We start from the raw sequence: 19,227 nt of genomic DNA, 5'->3' as shown, positions 1-19,227 counted from the left end.
TAATGCTTGGGGGCTTATCTAGGCGACTGCTGCTTTTAAGATTACTACTTGTAAAAACAACTTGTTAGTTTGTGTTTTAGTTGTGTAATGGTTATGTTAGTTTAATGGTGTTTGGCGATTTTTAATCGCTAAGATTGAGCGCTAAATCACCAATAATAATGATAAATGAATTAACAGGCAGCTAAATAAATGGAAGCAGATAAAAAAGGGACTTTAATTTGTGTCGGTACAGGACTCAACTTGGCCGGACAGATAAGCGTTTTGAGTAAAAGTTATCTCGAACATGCTGACGTGGTCTTCTCTTTAGTGTCTGACAGCTTTACTCAGAATTGGCTTGAGTCGCTTAACCAAGATGTGCGTAGTCTTCAGCCTTATTATGCACAAGAGGGCGAAGTCAAAAATCGTCGTGATACATACAAGCAGATGGTTGAAGCGATTATTGAGCAAGTTCGTCTAGGTAAAAAAGTTGTTTGCGCACTATATGGGCACCCAGGCGTATTTGCTTGTGTGTCGCATTTTGCTATTGCACAAGCTAGAGACGAGGGATATACAGCCCAAATGGAGCCGGGGATTTCTGCTGAAGCTTGTTTATGGGCTGATATTGGCATAGATCCAGGGGCTTCAGGACATCAAAGCTTCGAAGCTAGCCAGTTTATGTTCTATAAGCATACTCCCGACCCGACAACACATCTATTGCTGTGGCAGATTGGTATTGCCGGTGAACATACTTTAACCGAGTTTCATACTTCATCAGATAGGTTGCAAGTGTTAGTGGAGCAGCTTAACGAGTGGTATCCGCTAGAACATGAAATCGTGCTTTACGAGGCTCCAAACCTACCTACTCAGTCTCCAAGGATCGATAGAATCGTGCTCAAGAATTTGCCATTTGCGCGCCTTTCATCTATCACCACTTTACTAATACCACCATCGCGTGAGCTTGAGTTTAACCATCAGGTATTGGCTAAGCTTGGGATTACAGCTGAAGAGTTAGGTTAATTCAACGCTAATTTTAACACTATATATCTTCGCTACCACGTGGCTAATTAAAACCAACCAAAATGTTCATCTATTTAAGGGAATAATAATGTCAAAGTTTAATGTGTTTTTCGAGAAGTTAGGTTCTGATGCAAAATTACTAGAGCAATACAAACAAGACCCTCAAGCTGTTATGCAGGCGCATGGTTTGAGTGAGGAGGAAATTCAAGTGGTGCTTTCTGGTGATAAAAATAAGATAGAATCTATTGCAGGCGCTAAACCTATGGGCTCATATACAGTAGTTTTTACGAGTAATAGATAGAATCATGGTGCGGATCTTCATTATTTTTTTGCTTTTTAGTCTAGCTAGGCCGGTAAATGCTGAAGCTGTGGACTATAACTCTGCTTTGGTAAATATTGCGGATTCGCTTACCTCTTCGCCACAAAACTCTGAAGATAAATTAAAAAAACTGTTAGAAAGTTGGGATGAATTGACTGCTGAGCAAAAGGCTAAATTGACTTTTTATCGTGCTGTCGTTCAAACTTATAAAGGCGATTATCAGTCGTCGTTAATATTGCTAGGCCAAGCCGAAAAGTTGCAGCCCGATAAAGAAACGTTGAATAACATTTATCAACATTTTGCGGCTAATTTTATATTACTTAAACAGTACCCTGAAGCTATCGAATTTATGGTAACAAATTTAAGTAAAATTGAACAAATTGATGATATTGAAACAAAAGCTGGAGCCTATGTGCGCTTGGCTAATTTGGCGTATGAGATTGGTGCTTATCAAGAGTTATATGAATACGCATTAACTGCAGCTAGGCTTAGTGAGAATAACAATGCTCGTCAGCATTGTTTTGCATTACTCTATATTGCAGTAGCGGATTTAAAAAAGCTTAACTTTAAAAACGCAGAGGATGGTTTTGATTATAGCCTTCAGTATTGTAGGAATAATGGTTTTCCACTGATTGGCTCAATGTCACTAGCAGGTCTTGCTGAAGTAGCAATGCACAATGAAGATTTTACAAATGCGAAACGCTTGCTAGAGGAAGCACTTTTAGGCTATCAAGAATTTAATTTTGAAAGCCAAATTAATAATGTTACAGCATTATTGAGTCAAACCTATCTGAGGTTGGGGCATTTATCTTTAGCAAATGATTTCGCATCAAAGGTGATGGCGCTCGATGACTCGGTCATTAATATTGGTGATAAAGCCAAAGCAGCTAAAGTATTGTCGCAGCTTTATATTGAGTCACAGCAATACAAGCTTGCCTATGATTATCTAGAATCTCATCAACATTATTCTGAGCTGATTTTAGATGATACTAAAGCTAAGGCAAACGCCTATCAGATGGCTAAATTTAAGCACCAAGAGCAGGCTCGTGAAATACAGTTATTGAATCAAGAGCGTCAATTGATGCAAACTCAGAAAGAGCTGGATCAGTCAGATAAGACTAATAGCTTAATGCTCGTTACTATGCTGATTGGTAGTATATTTTTCTTATCACTGTTTTTACTTTCTAGTCATAGACAGAAGATACGTTATAGAAAACTTGCGCTCACTGATAGATTAACCGGTGTTTATAATCGTGGTGCGGGTCAAGATTTTGCTGAAAATGAGTTTGTCCAAATTTGCATTCGAGAAGCTCATTTTTCAGTTGTAGTTTTTGATCTAGATTGCTTTAAAAATATTAATGATACGTTTGGGCATGGAACTGGTGATTGGGTATTAAAGCGTGTGGTTTCAGTCGTGCAGCCGTTAATTAGAGATAGTGATATTTTTGCTCGGATGGGAGGAGAAGAGTTTGCCATATTTTTGCCTTATTCAGAGGCCGATGTGGCCTTAGAAATTGCTGAACGTTGTAGAATGGCAATCTCTAATATTGATACTAAATATTCAGGACATGTATTTGATGTGAGTGCGAGTTTCGGGGTGGCCAGTAATACCTTTGATGATCTCAGCTTAGATCCTTTATTAAAACGCGCAGATATAGCTTTATATTCATCTAAACACTCAGGCCGTAATTGCGCGACTTTATATACCGTCGAACTTGAGATTCAACAGGGAGATGAGGTCACTCAAAAGCCATTGTTATTTAGCCAATAGGTATAGTAATTCGCTATGCTTTTATTGGTTTATCAAACACTTTTCATATTGTCTGCTAGTCGCCAATTTAATGATATTGCTCTACCAATGACATATCTGCCAAATAATCCCAAAATCTTAGCTGAAACAGTGGTGATTTTCCGATCAAGCAATTCAAGATCCAAAGTAGAAGCAAATAAATAAAAATACTTCAGAATAACAAGTCATATCGGACTTTTATATATGACAAGCTAAGCCAAAGCTTTAACATAATACCGCTGAAGTCCTTTCTAGCTGATCCTGAGTTCGATTAAGCTCTTCACTAGCTGTAAGCCATGTGGTTTCGTATGTGACTGATATACAGAGATAGATAAGATATCTCTGTATATCGGTAAAAGTGATGAATGTCATTAATGCCCGATGATTATCGATATAGCAGATGTCAGAGCAAAATGCTCGAACCTAGAGTCACACTTGCGCGGTCATTAGGAGTTATGCAATACCCGTTATCGATGGCATTTAGTCGCTTGCCTTCGGATCATTAAACAATTGCTGCTTGAACAATCCCTTAAATTGACTTGTATATAGTCGGCTCACTTAACTAAGTCTGAATACTTACGTTTTTATGGTTTAAGTGAGGGGGCTGACAATTTAATACTAATTCATCTGTATAGGCTTTTACTTAAGAGCTAGTTTGTCATCTTTTACTTTAATGAGCGTTCATCGACGGTTAATTGGATGTTTTTATTATAAAAGTAAACTTTTTTGCAGAAAATTTTCGAGTGAACCAATATTTTTTAGAATGTTGGTCATCAATTATCAGCTATTGAATTAAATGAATTAGGTATTCATCTAATTACTTTTACGTAAACGTAAGAATCAAACGCTCGTTTAAACTTCTGGTTTGAAAAAGTTGACCCATATTATTGTTTTTAAAGTACTAATATGCTTTACCTGTAAGTTAAAGAAAAACAGCTATGTAAATTGATAGCGACGGATCTAATTATTATTTTTGTAACATAAAATTTACAGTGTGAAATTTAATAACGAAGTTAACTTATAGCTGTTGGCTTTGGTCAATTTGTCTTACGTTTTATTAATTACTTATTTTTCATATCTATGGGTTTTTATTTTAGTTGTTATTTTACAGGTGTTTACTAGCTATTTAGTGGTCTGTTTTTAGTGTGTATCTTGCTGTTTTAGAGTCTGTCTTAGCCTCTTTCAGGCCTGGGTGTTTACTTGCAACTTAAGTTTGTAGTCAGTAGTTTTGTTGTAAATCAACAGATGCTTAACCAGTTCTCGATTGCCTTTTAATTGCTTGGAACTTTTTAGTGAGAGTCAGATTATTAAAATTCGCTTGGGTTTATCCGACCGAACCTTAAAGAAAACCATAAGCAGTTAAATGAGTATGTAAGTCCTAGTTGTATATAGCTATAAAGCGAGGAACGACAAATGATAGAAACATTGACTAACGCCGCCGAAGTAAACAAAGAATCGCTTTTGCAACAAGAACTCATTGGTGAGAAGCCACAAGTAGCGCAAGGCACTAGTCATGTTACTCGTAATATGAGTTTAGAATCTGAACTGCTTATCCTAGATAGCGAAGTCGATGGACAACAAGCACTGTTATCTGATGGAGTGAAGTCTTTACTTAAAGCGTTATGTGGAAGATTTGCCGCTGAGGTCCCACAACTACTTGCTAACAGAAAGCACAAGCAACAAAGTATTGATAGGGGCGAATTACCAGATTTCTTACAACAAACAAAATCGATACGAACAGGTGATTGGCAGATCCGTGGGATCCCTAAAGATCTGCAAGATAGACGAGTAGAGATCACCGGTCCAGTAGATCGTAAGATGGTTATTAACGGGTTGAATGCCAATGCTAAAGTATTTATGGCCGATTTCGAGGACTCGCTTGCACCAACATGGAACAAGGTCATTCAAGGACAGATTAACCTCCGAGATGCTGTAAATGGTGATATCAGCTATACCCATCCAGAAACAGGCAAACACTATAAGCTAGATGACGATCCAGCAGTACTTATTTGTCGCGTACGTGGTCTACACATGCTTGAGCAGCATGTTCTATTCGATGGCCAGGCTATCCCCGCGGCACTATTTGATTTTTGTGTTTATTTTTATAATAACTATCGCAAGTTGTTGCTGAAAGGCAGTGGCCCTTACTTTTATATCCCCAAGCTTGAAAACCATTTAGAAGCGAGATGGTGGGCTAAGGTCTTTGCTTTTGTCGAGCAACGCTTTTGTCTACAACCTGGCACGATTAAATGTACTTGTCTAATTGAAACACTCCCTGCAGTGTTTGAAATGGACGAGATTTTATATGAATTGCGCTCGAATATTGTCGCATTAAACTGTGGTCGTTGGGATTACATATTTAGTTATATTAAGACGTTAAATACATATAGTGATCGCGTGTTGCCCGATAGACAGTCAGTGACAATGGATAAACCTTTTTTGAGTGCTTATTCTAGATTGTTAGTGAAAACCTGCCATAAGCGTGGTGCTTTGGCTATGGGAGGCATGTCTGCATTGATCCCATCTCATGATGCTGAAACAAATAAAAAGATTTTGGATAAGGTTAAAAAAGACAAACAGCTTGAAGCGCGCAATGGCCATGATGGCACTTGGATTGCCCATCCGGGACTTGCCGACACCGCAATGGCTATTTTTAATGAGTACATTGGAGAAGATCATGTTAATCAGCTGCATATTACTCGCGACGTAGATGCGCCGATACATGCCGGTGAATTACTTGTACCAAGTCGTGGTGAAAGGACTGAGACGGGAATGAGGCTTAATGTCAGTATTGCACTGCAATACATTGAATCTTGGCTCAGCGGTAATGCGTGCGTACCGATATATGGTCTTATGGAGGATGCAGCAACAGCTGAGATTTGTCGCGCGTCTATCTGGCAATGGATAAAGCATAAGCAAAAGCTGACATCTGGTGTGATAGTGACTAGATCACTGTTTAAGAAGATGTTGTTTGAAGCGTTAGCTGAAGTGAAAGAACAGGTGGGAGTAGACAGGTTTACCCACGGACAATATACCCAAGCTGCAGTGCTGTTAGAACAAATTACTCTTGCAGATGAATTAGTGGATTTCTTAACTTTACCTGGGTATTCGATGCTTTTAGCGAAAGATTAAAAAGTTTGGCTACACTTTGTAGCTTGTGTCCCCCGCACGGTAATCCTACGTGCTGTGCGGGTTTTTATTTTTAGTTGATTTTTTAAGTGTGCTGGTTGTGATTGGCGACTCTTCGGAGTCGCTTTTTTTATGATTATTCATCATTGCTACTGGCCGATATTATTTGTTTCGTTATCGATTTCGCTATGCTATTTGGGATAGGGAAGCTTAAGTGGTATTGGGCAATTTTCCATCCTTTGTTAGTTTTGATTAAGGTTCCAGTTCCTCGGCTTACTCCGTAAGAAGGGCTCATGAGTAGCTCGTCAAACCATATCACATCGCCATGTTGAGTCATTTTTCTGCTCGATAAATCATAACGCCAGCCTTTAGTTGGGCGAGCGTACTGCTCAAATGTAGCCTTGTCCCAATGTTCATTAGCATCAGTGCCAATAAAAATGCCTTGTTCATCATAAAGCGCAAAGTAATTATCCCAATCTGCTGCTGATGAGTACTGATTTAATGCATCTAACACTTTTGCAGCTTGTTGCTTGTCATGAGTTGCGCCTTGTTCTGCCAGCGCTTGAGTTGAAAATGCCCCTAATAGAAAAAACACACTGCAAAGGTTTTTTAGCGATATCAATTTCAACATGTTTATTCTTATCCTTTATATGTTGGGGCTAATTTTTATATTGGCAGTTCTTGATTATAGGGAAGTCAGCGCCAATTAATAGGGTCGAGTTGATAGAATGAACTGAGCTCTTTATATAACGCAGGATAAAGTTCATAAAACGGCAAGGGTTGCTCGAAAAATACTTCACTTATTACCGCAAAAAATTCAGCAGGATTTGTTGCTCCATAGTAGCTAAACAATGACTGCTCACCTGTTCTTGATGCTGTTACCAAATGCTGATATTCCAGCATTAGTGTTTCTGACCATGATTGGTAGTCTGCTATATTTTTTAAAATTGGCGCGCCATTGGCATTGCCGCCTTCTTGATCTAGTTGGTGGGCAAACTCATGGATCACAACATTGCTGCCATCATCAGGGATTGCTGCGTCATGTTTTGTTGTTTGCCAAGACAGTATTACACGGCCATCTTGCCATGATTCACCAGCTAATACTCGGCGCTGATCCGATACTACGCCAGCACCATGTTGCTGTTGATTTTCAACAATGAATGCAGATGGGTAAATTAATATTTCTTTTAGATTAGGGTAAAAGTCTGTTTTTCTATTAAGTAATAACAAGCAAGCTTGCGCGGCTACGGTAACTCGAATTTCATCATTAATTTGTAAGCCATCACAGCCAACGAAACGCTTTTCGTTAATAAAAACTTGAATATGTTTTTTTAACTGTAATTGCAAATCTGCTGGTAGCATTCGAAAAAACGGGATACGACGCTTTAAGATTTCTCGCCATTCATGGGGAAACGGTTGTTGCGTAATATTTAGGCGATGTTGTTTAGTACGCCATGAGGCGCTTGCTATCCAAGTAATAGCAATACAGCTAACTACCAGAATAAGAATGATTGCTAACATAGTACGCCTTTTTATTTTAGTAGTGGGTTAACTTTGATATGCGGACCTTATGTGTAAAATTCAACCGTTACCGATTATGTATTGCTCAAAGTTGATTGTTACTTATGGAATGAGAGCTTGAAAAAAGGCAAAAAAATGCTGACAGAGCATTACTTCAAAAAGTCGTCCAACTACTGTCAGCCAAGGCGAGGGAGGGATATAGATAAAGATTATTCAACGATGATACTTTTTTCCTTTTGCTTTCTTTGCTCAGGGCTCAAATTAAAGTGATGCTCTATTAAGAAGCGGATTAACTTAGATTTTGCTACGTCACAGTCATCTGCCAAAAGGGCTAAATGCGAAATTGCAGATTCGGTAAGGGTAAAGGTAGCTCTTCTTACCGGGGTACAACCTCTTTTTACCCTTGGAATAGGTTCTGTTTGTGCCTTTTGTTTGTTGCTTATTAAACCGTTTTTTTCTGTCTGCACATTAGCTGGTTTATAGTCTAAGTTAGCGATGCTTGATTGCTCTGTAGTAACCAGTTTTTGGCCTAAAGCATAGCGATTAGCATCATTAATAAAGTCATCAAGAAGCGAGTCCAGTGCTAATTGACGAGTTTGGTTATCGTTATGGGATGTCCTAGACGGCGTAGAGTTTTTCTTGAGATCTGCCAGACCCATAATCACCTCTCATCTTATTAATCTGTTTTTCAGCTAGACGGTTGCGGATCTCCGTTGCACTTGTGACTTGTAGCATTTCACAAGCAATGCCTCTGATTTCGTTAGCGGCTTTACCTTTAGGCTCTATTTCAAGGACAGACAAACCAGATTCTTCACTATCATCATAAATATTACGGCTATAAGTAATAGCGTCTAATACATTGATATCGTATGTTTTACAGACTTCTTTAGCTTCAAAAATACGGCTTGCTTGGTTTGGTAAGCTTGGGCATTGAGTGATGACAAAAGTAGCTCGCATTTTTGGATTTATCATCATGCATGTGGCGACGATATCATCCATATGACTGACAGTTTTTAAATCACGACGCTTAGGACGAAGAGGCATAAGAACATGCGACGCGACCGACATTGTTGCACGTAACGCGAGGTTATCTTGGCCACCACAATCTACAAGTACATAGTCATAATGTTGCTCTAAGCTGAGTAAATCGTTTCTAATTTTTCCATAGAGCTGAACGCAATTAATACTAGGAAGTTCGGTGTTATTGTTACGGGCGTGGATCCAATCTGATGTCGTCCGCTGTGGATCGCAATCGACCATGATAACTGACGCTTGGCACTCTGCAGTTAAAAATACAGCGATGTTTTGGGCTAGGCAGCTTTTACCGCTTCCGCCTTTTTCGCCACCAACGAGTATGATCATATTGTTTTCCTCTTGTACGCGGTTAATTTATTGCTTTTATAATTAGGAACAAGGTAAGTAGCAGTTGTGAACTTAATTAGTCGGTGAGCAAAAACAGAAACTAATTCGATTTCATATAACTGTTACAGTTAATTTAATCTAGGTCGCTATGCTCAATACGTCAACAGTATGATTTTTGACACTTTTATCAGAATTGACCAGTGTTTTTTTTTTGACGCTAAATGCCATTTTGATGGTTTTTTGACGCGCAGTGGTGGGTAGGTAAGTATTTTATAATTTACTAAATTAATTAGGTGTTTACAGCTAAATTACTCAGAGAGATTTACTTCTTATTAAAGAGGAAGCGAGTCATTAGCAAGTGTTTACGTTGACTTGTTAATGGCTGTTGGTCGATTTTTTATAGTTATGTTTGTTTTTATGCGCAAAAGGTATATGTCTTTTGCGATTTTATAGGCGCTTGGTTGTCAGTGAAATCGATATTTGTAAACCGGTAGAGGATTAAGGCTGGTACAATGCGAGCTTTTAAATAGCCAAATCGTTACATATTGAGGTTGAATCACCATGGATGAAAAACTCCTTTTTGAGGCCGTAACTCAAAAAATGCCTTTTGGTAAATATGCTGGCAGGTATTTACTTGAGTTACCTGAGCCTTATCTGGTTTGGTTTCACTCTAAAGGATTTCCTGAAGGTAAATTAGGCCAACAATTGGCGCTGATGTATGAAGTTAAGCTCAATGGCTTAGAGGGAATGTTACAACCCATTCTTGATGAAGCTAAGCGGTCATAAGTTGGGATAATTTATTGATGAAAAGCTGAATTCGCTAAACATATTAATTAATGTTGCCTAATAGAACTATGCTAGTTAGTGTATATACACTTGTGCTAATTGAATGATAAATATGCTGTAATCTATAAAGTTCCATGATAGGGCATAAAATAGTTGGTTATGAGAGTTGGATCTAATAGTTGAGTATTGACCTAATATACCAGTGACTAAATAGAGATTTATCCTCTTTGGCATGCTTTAATATTGACGAATTGATAACTTTTTAAAGGAAATTTCCGATGATAGCTAAATTAGTGAAATTGGCTGCAGCAGCAACTCTAGCACTCGGTATCTCAAGCGCATGGGCACAAGGTGTTATGCATGAAGGTACTGTCATGGATACCATGAATGGCGGCGGTTATACCTACGTACAGATCCAAGAAGCAGACAAAACATTTTGGGCTGCTGGTCCACAAATTGAAGTTAAAAAAGGCGACACTGTTGTCGTTCAAGAACAAATGTGGATGAGCGATTTTAGCAGCAAAACGTTAAACCGTACTTTTGACAAACTATTGTTTGTCGGTCGCATCGATAAGAAATAATTGCGCTCTTTAACGCTTTGTCGTTAGAGAAACAAGTATTTCTATAGTTAAGTTTAATGGCGTAGACTCTGTCTACGCCATTTTTTTATGTTAACTTAACGCGAAATTGAAACTCATTCTCCACCTAGAATTATAGATTTAAGTCAGTGCTATATTTGTACCTTAACCAGTTTAAATCGATAGATATAACTCCTAAGTGATAACCCCTTATTTAAATGAGCGTTGTAGATGCTTAAATTAATTCCTTATCAAAAGTGCTTCGCCGAAGATATCGCGGTATTGGTTCACCAAGCTATTAGCCGCATTGACTGTGATGTTTATAGTGCAGAGGAAAAGTCTGCATGGTCTTTTGCTCCAAGATCTCGTTATCACTGGCATAAACGTTTAACGCAATCGCAAACTTGGCTAATGATTTATGTCGGATCAGACTCTGCTACGACGAGTTGTTGTGGCTTTATTAATCTTGAAACGGGCTATGCTAGCCGCGGCTATATTGATAGCTTATATGTGCATCCTGACTATCAAGGGCAAGGAATTGCAGGACGTTTATATAAGGCTTTAGCGTGCTGGGCAAAAGAACAAGGCTATCAAATATTATCGGTTGATGCTTCTGTGTTATCGAAACCTTTATTTGAATCTGTAGGCTTTAAGCTTAGGCACCGTAGTTACCAAGAAAAACGCGGAGTCGTGGTCATGGGGTATTATATGGAGAAGGCATTAGCTTAACGGTATTAAGGATATAACCACTTGTTTTGAAGAGCTGCTGCAAAGTATTTATAGGTTTTTAATGATAACAAAACAGACTTTTACAATAAGACCTTTCTTAGCTAAAGATGTGTCTCAGCTAGCGCAAGTATTTCACTTGAGCATTACTCTCGGTGCTTCCGAGTATTACAATGAGCAGCAACGAGCGGTTTGGTCTCCGAGATTACGCAGTGATGATATTTGGTTAGACCGTTTACGTGGCACGTTTACTTGGGTCGCTGTGTGTGAACAGCAAATAGTCGGCTTTATTAATTTAAAGGGGGGAGAGCAGGCTCAGAAACAGTTCACAGACTTTTTACTTACGGCTGAAATTGATTGTTTGTTTACCCACCCTGATTTTGTTGGCCAGGGGGTTGCGAGTGCTCTGTACACCGAGCTTGAAGCTAAAGCTCGTTGCCTCAACTTTACTCAATTAACAGTTGAAGCATCGTACTTAGCAAAGTTATTTTTCGAACGAGTAGGCTTTGACTGCACACGTCAAAATCAACACCAACGAGAAGGGCAGATGCTGGTCAATTTCAGTATGGTAAAATCGCTACTATAACCGTTTTGCAACGCGCTGCTAGTTTTCATGGCATTTGCTTTAACTTAAGCCTCTTTAGATCCTCTATCACTTAAACTTATTATACGCCTGACTTAGAAGTGGAATGTAATAAAGCGCCGTAAATCTGATCTAAAACAGTGGATGATGACTAGTATAATGTACTTGAGGTTCAATCATTTCATCTAAGGTTTCTGCTTTACTAATAAAGCGAGTAAAAGCTTGTGGTAGGCTCAACCCTTCAATATCTTGTTGCCATTTAGCTTGTAAAATGGGGTAGTAGCCCTCTTTACCTGATGCTGTATAGGACGAGGATACACCTTTATAAAATATCTCGGGATTGACTGCGAGCCAGCGTTCGCTGCCAGCAATCTTGGTGAGTATTTCAAGTTTGATGATCCGCTCACCGAGTGGTTGCTTACCATCATAGAAATATTTTAATCCATAAGTGTAAGGAAAGCTTCCTGCTCCGGTACCAATCACACTATTGTTAGTTGCTGCATTGATTGCAGATTCAAGCATTTGAAATAGATAGATCCCTTGGATCTCATATGCTACTAACGGAATATCAAAGGGCAGTATACGTCCCAGAACTTCAGCTAAACTCACATCACCTTTATCAAGAGACTGGCGCACACCGCCCGCATTATGTAGCGCAAAGTCGACATCAATACCTAGCTCTCGGGTTTCTTGATACATACTGCGACTCACCCAAGGCGCAATTTCACTTCCGTGCGGGAGTGCTTTGCTAGGTAGGCGAGTATGGACTAAATTTTTGGGTACAAAGGCCAGTATTTTATTGCTGAGCGCATCTAGGCTTGGACGATATTTTTGTAAAATTCGCGTTTGAACTTGGCTATCTTCTTCGTCCCAAAGAATAAGTGGGTTAGTGAGTAGCTGCTCACGAACATTGATATAATCTTGTGGGCTGACATCATCAGATGCTTGCAAGATAAATTGCTGGTCGAGCATAAAGTAATTGCCACCAGACAAGTTGATGACTTTGCCTTTAGCGTCAAAGATGACATCGGCAATACCTAAGGTTTCAGCGTATTTTCCCGCGTGTAAAATTGCGGTGTGATTAATGCGCTCACCATAGGGCATATTCGATAAGCCTAGAGTGCTGAAATCACCTTGCAGTGTATGTGAGTGCCCACCAACAATAAGACTAATGCCATCAACTTCAGCCGCTAACACTCTATCTTGATCGACACCTAAATGACTTAATACGATGATGTGTTCAATCCCAGCATCGTTTAATTGTGTTACCGTGCGCTTTGTTGTCGCAATAGCATTTACAAAATGTGTGTCTTCATCGGGCCCTGCAATTTCGCTCATTTGATCGAGTGTTATACCAAATATAGCGACTTGTTTGTCTGCTAGTGGCTTTAATAACACTTTTGCGGTTTGGGTATCAGAACAAAAATCCAGTAAGTTTCGATGATTTGCTAGGCGTGCACTTTTATCTGGGCATTCATGGCTAAGATCCATGTTACCAGCCATCAAGGGAAACTGAATATCATTAAGGAAGTCGAGTACTGGCTCGTTGCCTGCATCTATTTCATGATTCCCCAGCACCATAGCGTCAGGTTTAAGCATGTTAAGCAAGTCTGAATTGGCCTTACCCTTAAACTCGTTAAAGTAAAGCGTGCCTTGGAAACTGTCGCCACCGTGCAGGAATAAGAATTCTTGCTGAGCTGATTTAGCTAGGTCTCTTGCTTGCTTAAGCTGATAAGCAATACGAGCATAACCGCCTGTATGGCTATAAAGCGTTAATTCTTTTTGAGGCGCTGTAATCGTAAACTGAATACGATTTGCATCGAAGTGAGAGTGGGTATCGTTAATGTGGGCAAGTTTTAATTTATATTGCGCAAGTGTAGGGTGTGCTGTTGTCATCTTATTCCTCGGGACCAAACGAGGAGTATAACACGCAGAGGTCAATAAATAACAAGTGGAATTTAATCGAGGTTAGGTTGAGCTAATCGGCAGGCTTTAGCGATTAAAAAAGGGAGCTAAGCTCCCTTTTTATTTGTATGACTACTTATTCAGTTTTTTCTTTTTCGAAATCACCGTCATCAGACAATACAATGCCCTTGTCTTTCATACGACGGCTCCACAACTTACGGGCAAATTGCTGCATGTCAGTTACAGGGTCGTTTGAATCGACAATTTCAAGACCGAGCAGTGATTCTACGATATCTTCTAAGGTAACAATACCTTCGTTAGAGCCGTATTCATCTACGATCATGGCTATTTTGGTATTTCGCTTAATCATAAGCTCAAAAAGAGGCAGAATTTTAGCAGTCTCAGGGATCACTAATAAGTTCTTTTTAAGTACTGCAATAGACTCTTTTGGCGTTCTACGTTCTGCTAGCAAAATATCGTTTCTATTAACGTAACCAATAATATTATCTGGCTCTTCGTCATAGACAGGAATTCGAGTAAATGGTTTTGCCATGTATTGACGCGTAAATTGATCTTGCGTCAAATCAGTTGGCAATCTGAACATTACAGTTCTTGGTGTCATGATCGCGGTAACAGGCATCTCTTTAACCGATAGCATCTGAGTCAAAATCTTTGACTCTTGCTCATCAAGTTCACCCGATGCACGACCAATTTCTGCCATTGCACTCATCTCTTGACGAATATATTGACCTTCGTCGCCCTTACCCATTAGCTGAGTAACCTGCTTGGACATCCAAATGAGAGGTAAAGTGCTACGTTCCATCCAAACCAAGGCGATAGAAACAGCAGGAGCTAAAGAGCGCCAATAGTTTGCACCTAAGGTTTTAGGAATGATCTCTGAGAAGAAGAGAATTAAGAAGGTAAGAACACCAGAAAATACGCCTAGCATCTCATCGCCGAATACCTTGGCCGCTTGAGCACCAGCAACAGCAGCACCGACGGTGTGTGCGATGGTATTTAAGGTCAGGATCGAAACGAGAGGAGATTCCACGTTCTCTTTTTGCTTACGTAGTCGGTTAGCTGCACCTGGGTTTGTGCTCGACAACGAGGCAATGTAACTTGGCGTAACTGAAAGCAATACCGCTTCAAATACACTACAAAGAAAAGAGACAGTAATCGCGACAAATATTATAATGATAAGAGTTATCATAAAGGTGAAATTACACCTCCACATGGCAGACCAAAATTAGTCTGCGCGGATTCTAGCACAGGTTTAGATCTTTGGTGATAGCCTGCTGGCTAATATTTGTTAAGATCTGTATAATTCGCCGCCCGCGAGCAGGTTTTAGGTTTTTTTGAGGTTAGACAAAATGAGTGAAAAGAAGATCAATTTATTGGATCTTGATCGTAAAGCATTAAGAGCGCTATTTACCGAGATGGGTGAAAAGCCATTCCGTGCTGATCAATTGATGAAATGGATTTATCATTTTGGCGTTAGTGACTTCGAAGAAATGACTAACATTAACAAAGCATTACGCGCTAAATTGGCAGCCAAATGTGAAATTCTTGCTCCTGCGATTTCAAGCTACCAAAAGTCAGCCGACGGCACGATTAAGTTCGCGATTAACGTGGGTGACGGTCAAGAGGTTGAAACCGTATATATCCCAGAAGATGACCGCGCAACGCTTTGTGTATCGTCTCAAGTGGGCTGTGCATTAGAGTGCACGTTCTGCTCAACAGCACAGCAGGGCTTTAACCGTAACCTAACAGTTGCTGAGATTGTTGGCCAAATTTGGCGCGTTGCTGATTTTATCGGTTTCGTAAAAGATACTGGTGAGCGTCCAATCACTAACGTAGTGATGATGGGCATGGGCGAACCATTGCTAAACCTAAAGAACGTCATCCCAGCAATGGATATCATGTTAGATGATTTTGGTTTTAGCTTATCAAAGCGCCGCGTGACATTATCTACATCAGGTGTGGTACCTGCACTAGATAAACTAGGCGATGCATTAGATGTTGCTTTGGCTGTGAGTATTCACGCGCCAAACGATGAGCTACGCGATGTATTAGTGCCAGTTAACAAAAAGTATCCATTAGAAGAGTTCTTAGCGGGTATTCGTCGTTATATTGCTAAATCAAATGCTAACCGTGGCCGTGTTACCGTTGAATATGTGATGCTTGATCATATCAATGACAGCACAGATCAAGCGCACGAATTAGCTAAACTGATGAAAGATACACCTTGTAAGGTGAATCTAATTCCATTTAATCCCTACCCAGGTTCGCCATATGGTCGTTCATCAAACTCGCGTATCGATAGATTCTCTAAAGTATTGATGGAGTATGGGCTTACCGTTATTGTGCGTAAGACGCGTGGTGATGATATTGATGCTGCTTGTGGTCAGTTAGCCGGTGACATTCGCGATAGAACCAAACGTTTAGCGAAAAAACAAATGCAAGAGAACCAAATTTCAGTCACAATGAACTAACTCTTTGTATCTACTGGTAGATGGGCTTAAGAATGAATCAGAGAAAGCTGGTGTTGCCGCTGGTAATGATATTGTCATCTGTCATGGCATCCGGTTGTGTAACTCAGGATACCTATACAGGTACTGATACCCCAGTCTCTGAGCGAAAAGTTAATAAAGAGGCTGCTGCACGTCAACGTGTGCAGCTTGGTTTGACCTATCTACAAAAAGGTAATAGTGAACAGGCAAAAGCCAACCTTGATCGAGCATTGGCCTTTGCCCCTAATTTAGAAGAGGTTCATATTGCTTTTGCCTATTACTACCAGTCAGTGGGTGAAATAGAAAAAACAGAACAAGCCTATAGACAAGCGATTAACGCAAGTGACGCAACAGGCGATTCATACAATAACTTTGGCGCGTTTTTATGCCAACAAGGTAAGTATGCAGAGTCTGAGAAAATGTTTCTTAAAGCTGTTGACCAGCCCCTGTATACCCGTTCGGCATCAACCTATGAAAACTTAGGTATATGTAGCCGTAAAGCTGGTCAAATTAGTCAAGCGCAGAAGTATTTTGCTATGGCGCTAAAGTACGATCCTAGAAGACGCACCTCGTTAATTGAGTTAACAGAAATCGATTACGAAGAGGGGAGATATGCTGAAGCACAAGAACAGCTATCTCGTTACCACCGAGTTGCGGCAGAGTCAGCCACCAGTCTGGCACTTGGGATTAAAATTGAACAAGGTTTGAGTGACGATGACGCAGTAAGACGATTTGGTATCTTACTACTGGCAAAGTTTCCACAGTCAGTTCAAGCCAAAGAATATCGGGCTAGTATGCATTAATGAAAAATGAACAGAATCAAGCGCCCAATGTAGATAATGAAAGCCTAGTGGATGAGCCTACGCTCACACTGGGCGTTTTGCTAAAAACAGCCAGAGAAAGTAAAGGGCTGTCTATTGAAGCTGTTGCTTCACAACTGCATTTGCGTCCAGCAATCATTGAAGAAATCGAAGCCGATAATTTACAAGAAGTCGGCGCAGCAACTTATGTGCGCGGTTATGTAAAAAACTATGCTCGGGCAGTTCAAGCAGACCCTTTTACTGTGCAAGAGTGCTTAGATAAGCAGCTTGAAGATGACGAAAAACCGTCAATGCAAAGCTTTTCTCGTAAGACGACCCATCAAGCTCGCGATGGTCGCTTAATGGTACTTACTTACGTTATCGTATTTGTACTGTTAGCACTGATGGTGTTGTGGTGGTTTCAAAAGTCATCAATGGAAACGGCAGTTGATTATTCACAGCCAACCGTTGAAGAAGTTGCCGCATCGGTTGAAGTTGGCTTACCAAGCCCTGTTGAAGTGTTGTTCGATAATAGCGACTCAGGAATTGAGCCTGCTGCAGAAGCTGATGACTTGTCGGCAGAAAGCGCTTTAAATGATGCGCCAGCTGCTATTGTTATCGATAATGCAGAGCTTGCTACCGAAGCAAGCATTGATGCCGCTAACACAGCAGGACAGCAGAGCAGTGAAAATGTTGCTGCAGAAACACCTTCTGACACTCAATCGACATTGAATGCCATCAATGGCTCGACATTAACGCTAAACTTAACAGGTGACTGCTGGATTAAAGTGACCGATGGCGCTGGTAAAGTATTAGTGAGCGATCTTAAAAAGTCAGGTAACCAAATCAATCTTGTTGGGCCAGAGCCGTTTGCGGTCACTTTGGGCGCCCCGCAAGTAGTCAATATTAAACTTAATGGCCAAGCGATTAGTTTGGAGCAGTATCCTAGCGGTAAAGTGGCAAGAATGACTCTACCATTCGCTGGACAATAACAGATCACAGAGCACAAAGACGATGTATAACGAATCTCCTATTATTAGACGCAAATCGAGCCGTATTTATGTTGGTAATGTCGCTATTGGTGATGGTGCACCAATAGCGGTGCAGTCGATGACCAATACACGTACTACAGATGTCGAAGCGACTGTTGCTCAAATTAGAGCGTTAGAAAATGTCGGTGCTGACATTGTGCGAGTTTCAGTACCTACAATGGACGCGGCTGAAGCCTTTAAACTGATCAAGCAGCAAACCACAGTGCCTTTGGTTGCGGATATTCATTTTGATTACCGTATCGCGCTTAAAGTAGCTGAGTACGGTGTGGATTGTTTACGCATTAATCCTGGTAATATCGGTAACGAAGAGCGTATTCGTAGCGTAGTTGAGTGCGCGCGCGACAAAAATATTCCTATTCGTATCGGGGTTAACGGCGGTTCATTAGAAAAAGATCTAATGGATAAATACAAAGAGCCGACACCAGAAGCCTTGCTTGAGTCAGCGATGCGTCACGTGGATATTCTTGATCGTTTGAACTTCGACCAGTTTAAAGTAAGTGTTAAAGCGTCAGATGTATTCTTAGCGGTTGAGTCATACCGTTTGTTAGCGAAGCAAATCATACAACCGCTACACTTAGGTATTACCGAGGCTGGCGGTGCACGTGCCGGTTCAGTTAAGTCTGCAGTGGGTTTAGGGATGCTACTAGCTGACGGCATTGGTGATACGTTACGTATTTCGCTTGCAGCTGATCCGGTAGAAGAAATTAAAGTCGGTTTTGACATCTTAAAATCGCTACGTATTCGTTCTCGCGGTATTAACTTTATTGCTTGCCCGTCATGTTCACGCCAAGAGTTTGATGTGATTTCAACGGTTAACGAGCTTGAACAGCGCCTTGAAGATATCGTCACGCCAATGGACGTATCAATTATTGGTTGCGTCGTTAATGGCCCAGGTGAAGCACTAGTCTCTGATATCGGTCTTACCGGTGGTAACCGTATGAGTGGTTATTACGATGACGGTGTGCGCCAGAAAGAACGTTTTGACAATAACAATATTGTTGATTCGTTAGAAGCTAAGATCCGCGCGAAAGCAGCAATCGTAGCAGGCCGAATTCCGGCTCAAGATTTAAATAAGTAAGTACAATGCCATCACAAGCCTGCTCTGCAGGCTTGTGATTTTTTATGGCTGAATCCAGCTGTTGTACGTTTAGTCCCGAAACGCCTATAATGC

18 protein-coding genes are annotated in these 19,227 nt (G+C 40.4%); 12 read left to right on the top strand and 6 right to left on the bottom strand.

The window, feature by feature from the left end; all coding sequences use genetic code 11:
- Positions 1 to 189: 189 nt before the first annotated feature.
- The 4 genes from AB4298_RS18240 to aceB all read left to right on the top strand — a co-directional run bounded on the left by AB4298_RS18240 (position 190) and on the right by aceB (position 6,236).
- Positions 190 to 996 carry an SAM-dependent methyltransferase gene (locus AB4298_RS18240; RefSeq protein WP_371987810.1) on the top strand — a complete coding sequence of 269 codons (807 nt, stop codon included), beginning with the start codon at positions 190 to 192 and terminating at the stop codon, positions 994 to 996.
- A gap of 88 nt (positions 997 to 1,084) precedes the next feature.
- Positions 1,085 to 1,297 carry a hypothetical protein gene (locus AB4298_RS18235; protein ID WP_248997960.1) on the top strand — a complete coding sequence of 71 codons (213 nt, stop codon included), beginning with the start codon at positions 1,085 to 1,087 and terminating at the stop codon, positions 1,295 to 1,297.
- A 4-nt stretch (positions 1,298 to 1,301) separates the two neighbouring features.
- Positions 1,302 to 3,086 carry a tetratricopeptide repeat-containing diguanylate cyclase gene (locus AB4298_RS18230; protein ID WP_371987809.1) on the top strand — a complete coding sequence of 595 codons (1,785 nt, stop codon included), beginning with the start codon at positions 1,302 to 1,304 and terminating at the stop codon, positions 3,084 to 3,086.
- 1,545 nt (positions 3,087 to 4,631) lie between these two features.
- On the top strand, positions 4,632 to 6,236 hold the full coding sequence (gene aceB / locus AB4298_RS18225; RefSeq protein WP_371987869.1) for a malate synthase A: 1,605 nt from the start codon (positions 4,632 to 4,634) through the stop codon (positions 6,234 to 6,236).
- 133 nt (positions 6,237 to 6,369) lie between these two features.
- Here aceB and AB4298_RS18220 read toward each other — a convergent pair whose 3' ends face one another.
- The 4 genes from AB4298_RS18220 to AB4298_RS18205 form a co-directional block, all read right to left on the bottom strand.
- Positions 6,370 to 6,864 carry a nuclear transport factor 2 family protein gene (locus AB4298_RS18220; protein WP_371987808.1) on the bottom strand — a complete coding sequence of 165 codons (495 nt, stop codon included), beginning with the start codon at positions 6,862 to 6,864 and terminating at the stop codon, positions 6,370 to 6,372.
- Positions 6,865 to 6,929: 65 nt separating this feature from the next.
- Positions 6,930 to 7,754 (bottom strand): M90 family metallopeptidase, encoded by an 825-nt coding sequence (locus AB4298_RS18215; protein WP_371987807.1) that lies wholly within the window; start codon positions 7,752 to 7,754, stop codon positions 6,930 to 6,932.
- Positions 7,755 to 7,963: 209 nt separating this feature from the next.
- Complete coding sequence (locus AB4298_RS18210; RefSeq protein WP_371987806.1) at positions 7,964 to 8,413, bottom strand: CopG family transcriptional regulator; 450 nt, start codon at positions 8,411 to 8,413, stop codon at positions 7,964 to 7,966.
- Positions 8,373 to 9,116 (bottom strand): AAA family ATPase, encoded by a 744-nt coding sequence (locus AB4298_RS18205; RefSeq protein WP_371987804.1) that lies wholly within the window; start codon positions 9,114 to 9,116, stop codon positions 8,373 to 8,375. Before AB4298_RS18205 ends, AB4298_RS18210 begins: the two co-directional genes overlap by 41 nt.
- Positions 9,117 to 9,677: 561 nt before the next feature.
- Between AB4298_RS18205 and AB4298_RS18200 the strand changes: the two genes are divergently transcribed.
- From AB4298_RS18200 to AB4298_RS18185, 4 genes are all read left to right on the top strand, one after another.
- A complete protein-coding gene (locus AB4298_RS18200; protein WP_012154549.1) occupies positions 9,678 to 9,902 on the top strand; it encodes a DUF3820 family protein in 225 nt (74 codons plus the stop codon).
- A gap of 278 nt (positions 9,903 to 10,180) precedes the next feature.
- Positions 10,181 to 10,483, top strand: coding sequence for an NrfJ (locus AB4298_RS18195; protein ID WP_248997954.1), 303 nt, complete (start codon positions 10,181 to 10,183; stop codon positions 10,481 to 10,483).
- 228 nt (positions 10,484 to 10,711) lie between these two features.
- Complete coding sequence (locus tag AB4298_RS18190) at positions 10,712 to 11,209, top strand: GNAT family N-acetyltransferase (protein ID WP_371987803.1); 498 nt, start codon at positions 10,712 to 10,714, stop codon at positions 11,207 to 11,209.
- A gap of 61 nt (positions 11,210 to 11,270) precedes the next feature.
- Positions 11,271 to 11,792, top strand: coding sequence for a GNAT family N-acetyltransferase (locus AB4298_RS18185; protein WP_371987802.1), 522 nt, complete (start codon positions 11,271 to 11,273; stop codon positions 11,790 to 11,792).
- A 129-nt stretch (positions 11,793 to 11,921) separates the two neighbouring features.
- Here AB4298_RS18185 and AB4298_RS18180 read toward each other — a convergent pair whose 3' ends face one another.
- Both AB4298_RS18180 and AB4298_RS18175 read right to left on the bottom strand, forming a co-directional pair.
- The gene (locus AB4298_RS18180; protein WP_248997951.1) at positions 11,922 to 13,685 is read right to left on the bottom strand and encodes a bifunctional metallophosphatase/5'-nucleotidase; all 1,764 of its coding nucleotides are present in this window, start codon (positions 13,683 to 13,685) and stop codon (positions 11,922 to 11,924) included.
- Between the two features lie 145 nt (positions 13,686 to 13,830).
- Positions 13,831 to 14,904, bottom strand: coding sequence for a CNNM domain-containing protein (locus tag AB4298_RS18175; protein WP_248997950.1), 1,074 nt, complete (start codon positions 14,902 to 14,904; stop codon positions 13,831 to 13,833).
- A 160-nt stretch (positions 14,905 to 15,064) separates the two neighbouring features.
- Between AB4298_RS18175 and rlmN the strand changes: the two genes are divergently transcribed.
- The 4 genes from rlmN to ispG are packed head-to-tail and all read left to right on the top strand — an operon-like array spanning position 15,065 to position 19,134.
- Positions 15,065 to 16,186: a dual-specificity RNA methyltransferase RlmN gene (gene rlmN, locus AB4298_RS18170; protein WP_248997949.1), complete on the top strand. Its 1,122-nt coding sequence runs from the start codon at positions 15,065 to 15,067 to the stop codon at positions 16,184 to 16,186.
- Between the two features lie 32 nt (positions 16,187 to 16,218).
- Positions 16,219 to 17,007 carry a type IV pilus biogenesis/stability protein PilW gene (gene pilW / locus AB4298_RS18165; RefSeq protein ID WP_371987800.1) on the top strand — a complete coding sequence of 263 codons (789 nt, stop codon included), beginning with the start codon at positions 16,219 to 16,221 and terminating at the stop codon, positions 17,005 to 17,007.
- Positions 17,007 to 17,996, top strand: coding sequence for a RodZ domain-containing protein (locus AB4298_RS18160; protein ID WP_248997947.1), 990 nt, complete (start codon positions 17,007 to 17,009; stop codon positions 17,994 to 17,996). The genes pilW and AB4298_RS18160 overlap by 1 nt, the downstream gene beginning before the upstream one ends.
- Before the next feature lie 22 nt (positions 17,997 to 18,018).
- Complete coding sequence (ispG, locus tag AB4298_RS18155; protein WP_371987799.1) at positions 18,019 to 19,134, top strand: flavodoxin-dependent (E)-4-hydroxy-3-methylbut-2-enyl-diphosphate synthase; 1,116 nt, start codon at positions 18,019 to 18,021, stop codon at positions 19,132 to 19,134.
- Positions 19,135 to 19,227 lie beyond the last annotated feature (93 nt).

The organism is Shewanella sp. 10N.261.52.F9, from assembly GCF_041471165.1.
GTDB classification, from domain to species: Bacteria; Pseudomonadota; Gammaproteobacteria; order Enterobacterales; family Shewanellaceae; genus Shewanella; species Shewanella marinintestina.
This window is presented reverse-complemented; position numbering and strand designations above follow the sequence as displayed.

Bases quoted from the DNA above. Each gene is read 5' to 3' on its own strand.
- AB4298_RS18240 (WP_371987810.1), top strand. From the start codon at position 190: ATGGAAGCAGATAAAAAAGGGACTTTAATTTGTGTCGGTACAGGACTC.
- AB4298_RS18235 (WP_248997960.1), top strand. From the start codon at position 1,085: ATGTCAAAGTTTAATGTGTTTTTCGAGAAGTTAGGTTCTGATGCAAAA.
- AB4298_RS18230 (WP_371987809.1), top strand. From the start codon at position 1,302: ATGGTGCGGATCTTCATTATTTTTTTGCTTTTTAGTCTAGCTAGGCCG.
- aceB (WP_371987869.1), top strand. From the start codon at position 4,632: ATGAGTTTAGAATCTGAACTGCTTATCCTAGATAGCGAAGTCGATGGA.
- AB4298_RS18220 (WP_371987808.1), bottom strand. From the start codon at position 6,864: ATGTTGAAATTGATATCGCTAAAAAACCTTTGCAGTGTGTTTTTTCTA.
- AB4298_RS18215 (WP_371987807.1), bottom strand. From the start codon at position 7,754: ATGTTAGCAATCATTCTTATTCTGGTAGTTAGCTGTATTGCTATTACT.
- AB4298_RS18210 (WP_371987806.1), bottom strand. From the start codon at position 8,413: ATGGGTCTGGCAGATCTCAAGAAAAACTCTACGCCGTCTAGGACATCC.
- AB4298_RS18205 (WP_371987804.1), bottom strand. From the start codon at position 9,116: ATGATCATACTCGTTGGTGGCGAAAAAGGCGGAAGCGGTAAAAGCTGC.
- AB4298_RS18200 (WP_012154549.1), top strand. From the start codon at position 9,678: ATGGATGAAAAACTCCTTTTTGAGGCCGTAACTCAAAAAATGCCTTTT.
- AB4298_RS18195 (WP_248997954.1), top strand. From the start codon at position 10,181: ATGATAGCTAAATTAGTGAAATTGGCTGCAGCAGCAACTCTAGCACTC.
- AB4298_RS18190 (WP_371987803.1), top strand. From the start codon at position 10,712: ATGCTTAAATTAATTCCTTATCAAAAGTGCTTCGCCGAAGATATCGCG.
- AB4298_RS18185 (WP_371987802.1), top strand. From the start codon at position 11,271: ATGATAACAAAACAGACTTTTACAATAAGACCTTTCTTAGCTAAAGAT.
- AB4298_RS18180 (WP_248997951.1), bottom strand. From the start codon at position 13,685: ATGACAACAGCACACCCTACACTTGCGCAATATAAATTAAAACTTGCC.
- AB4298_RS18175 (WP_248997950.1), bottom strand. From the start codon at position 14,904: ATGATAACTCTTATCATTATAATATTTGTCGCGATTACTGTCTCTTTT.
- rlmN (WP_248997949.1), top strand. From the start codon at position 15,065: ATGAGTGAAAAGAAGATCAATTTATTGGATCTTGATCGTAAAGCATTA.
- pilW (WP_371987800.1), top strand. From the start codon at position 16,219: ATGAATCAGAGAAAGCTGGTGTTGCCGCTGGTAATGATATTGTCATCT.
- AB4298_RS18160 (WP_248997947.1), top strand. From the start codon at position 17,007: ATGAAAAATGAACAGAATCAAGCGCCCAATGTAGATAATGAAAGCCTA.
- ispG (WP_371987799.1), top strand. From the start codon at position 18,019: ATGTATAACGAATCTCCTATTATTAGACGCAAATCGAGCCGTATTTAT.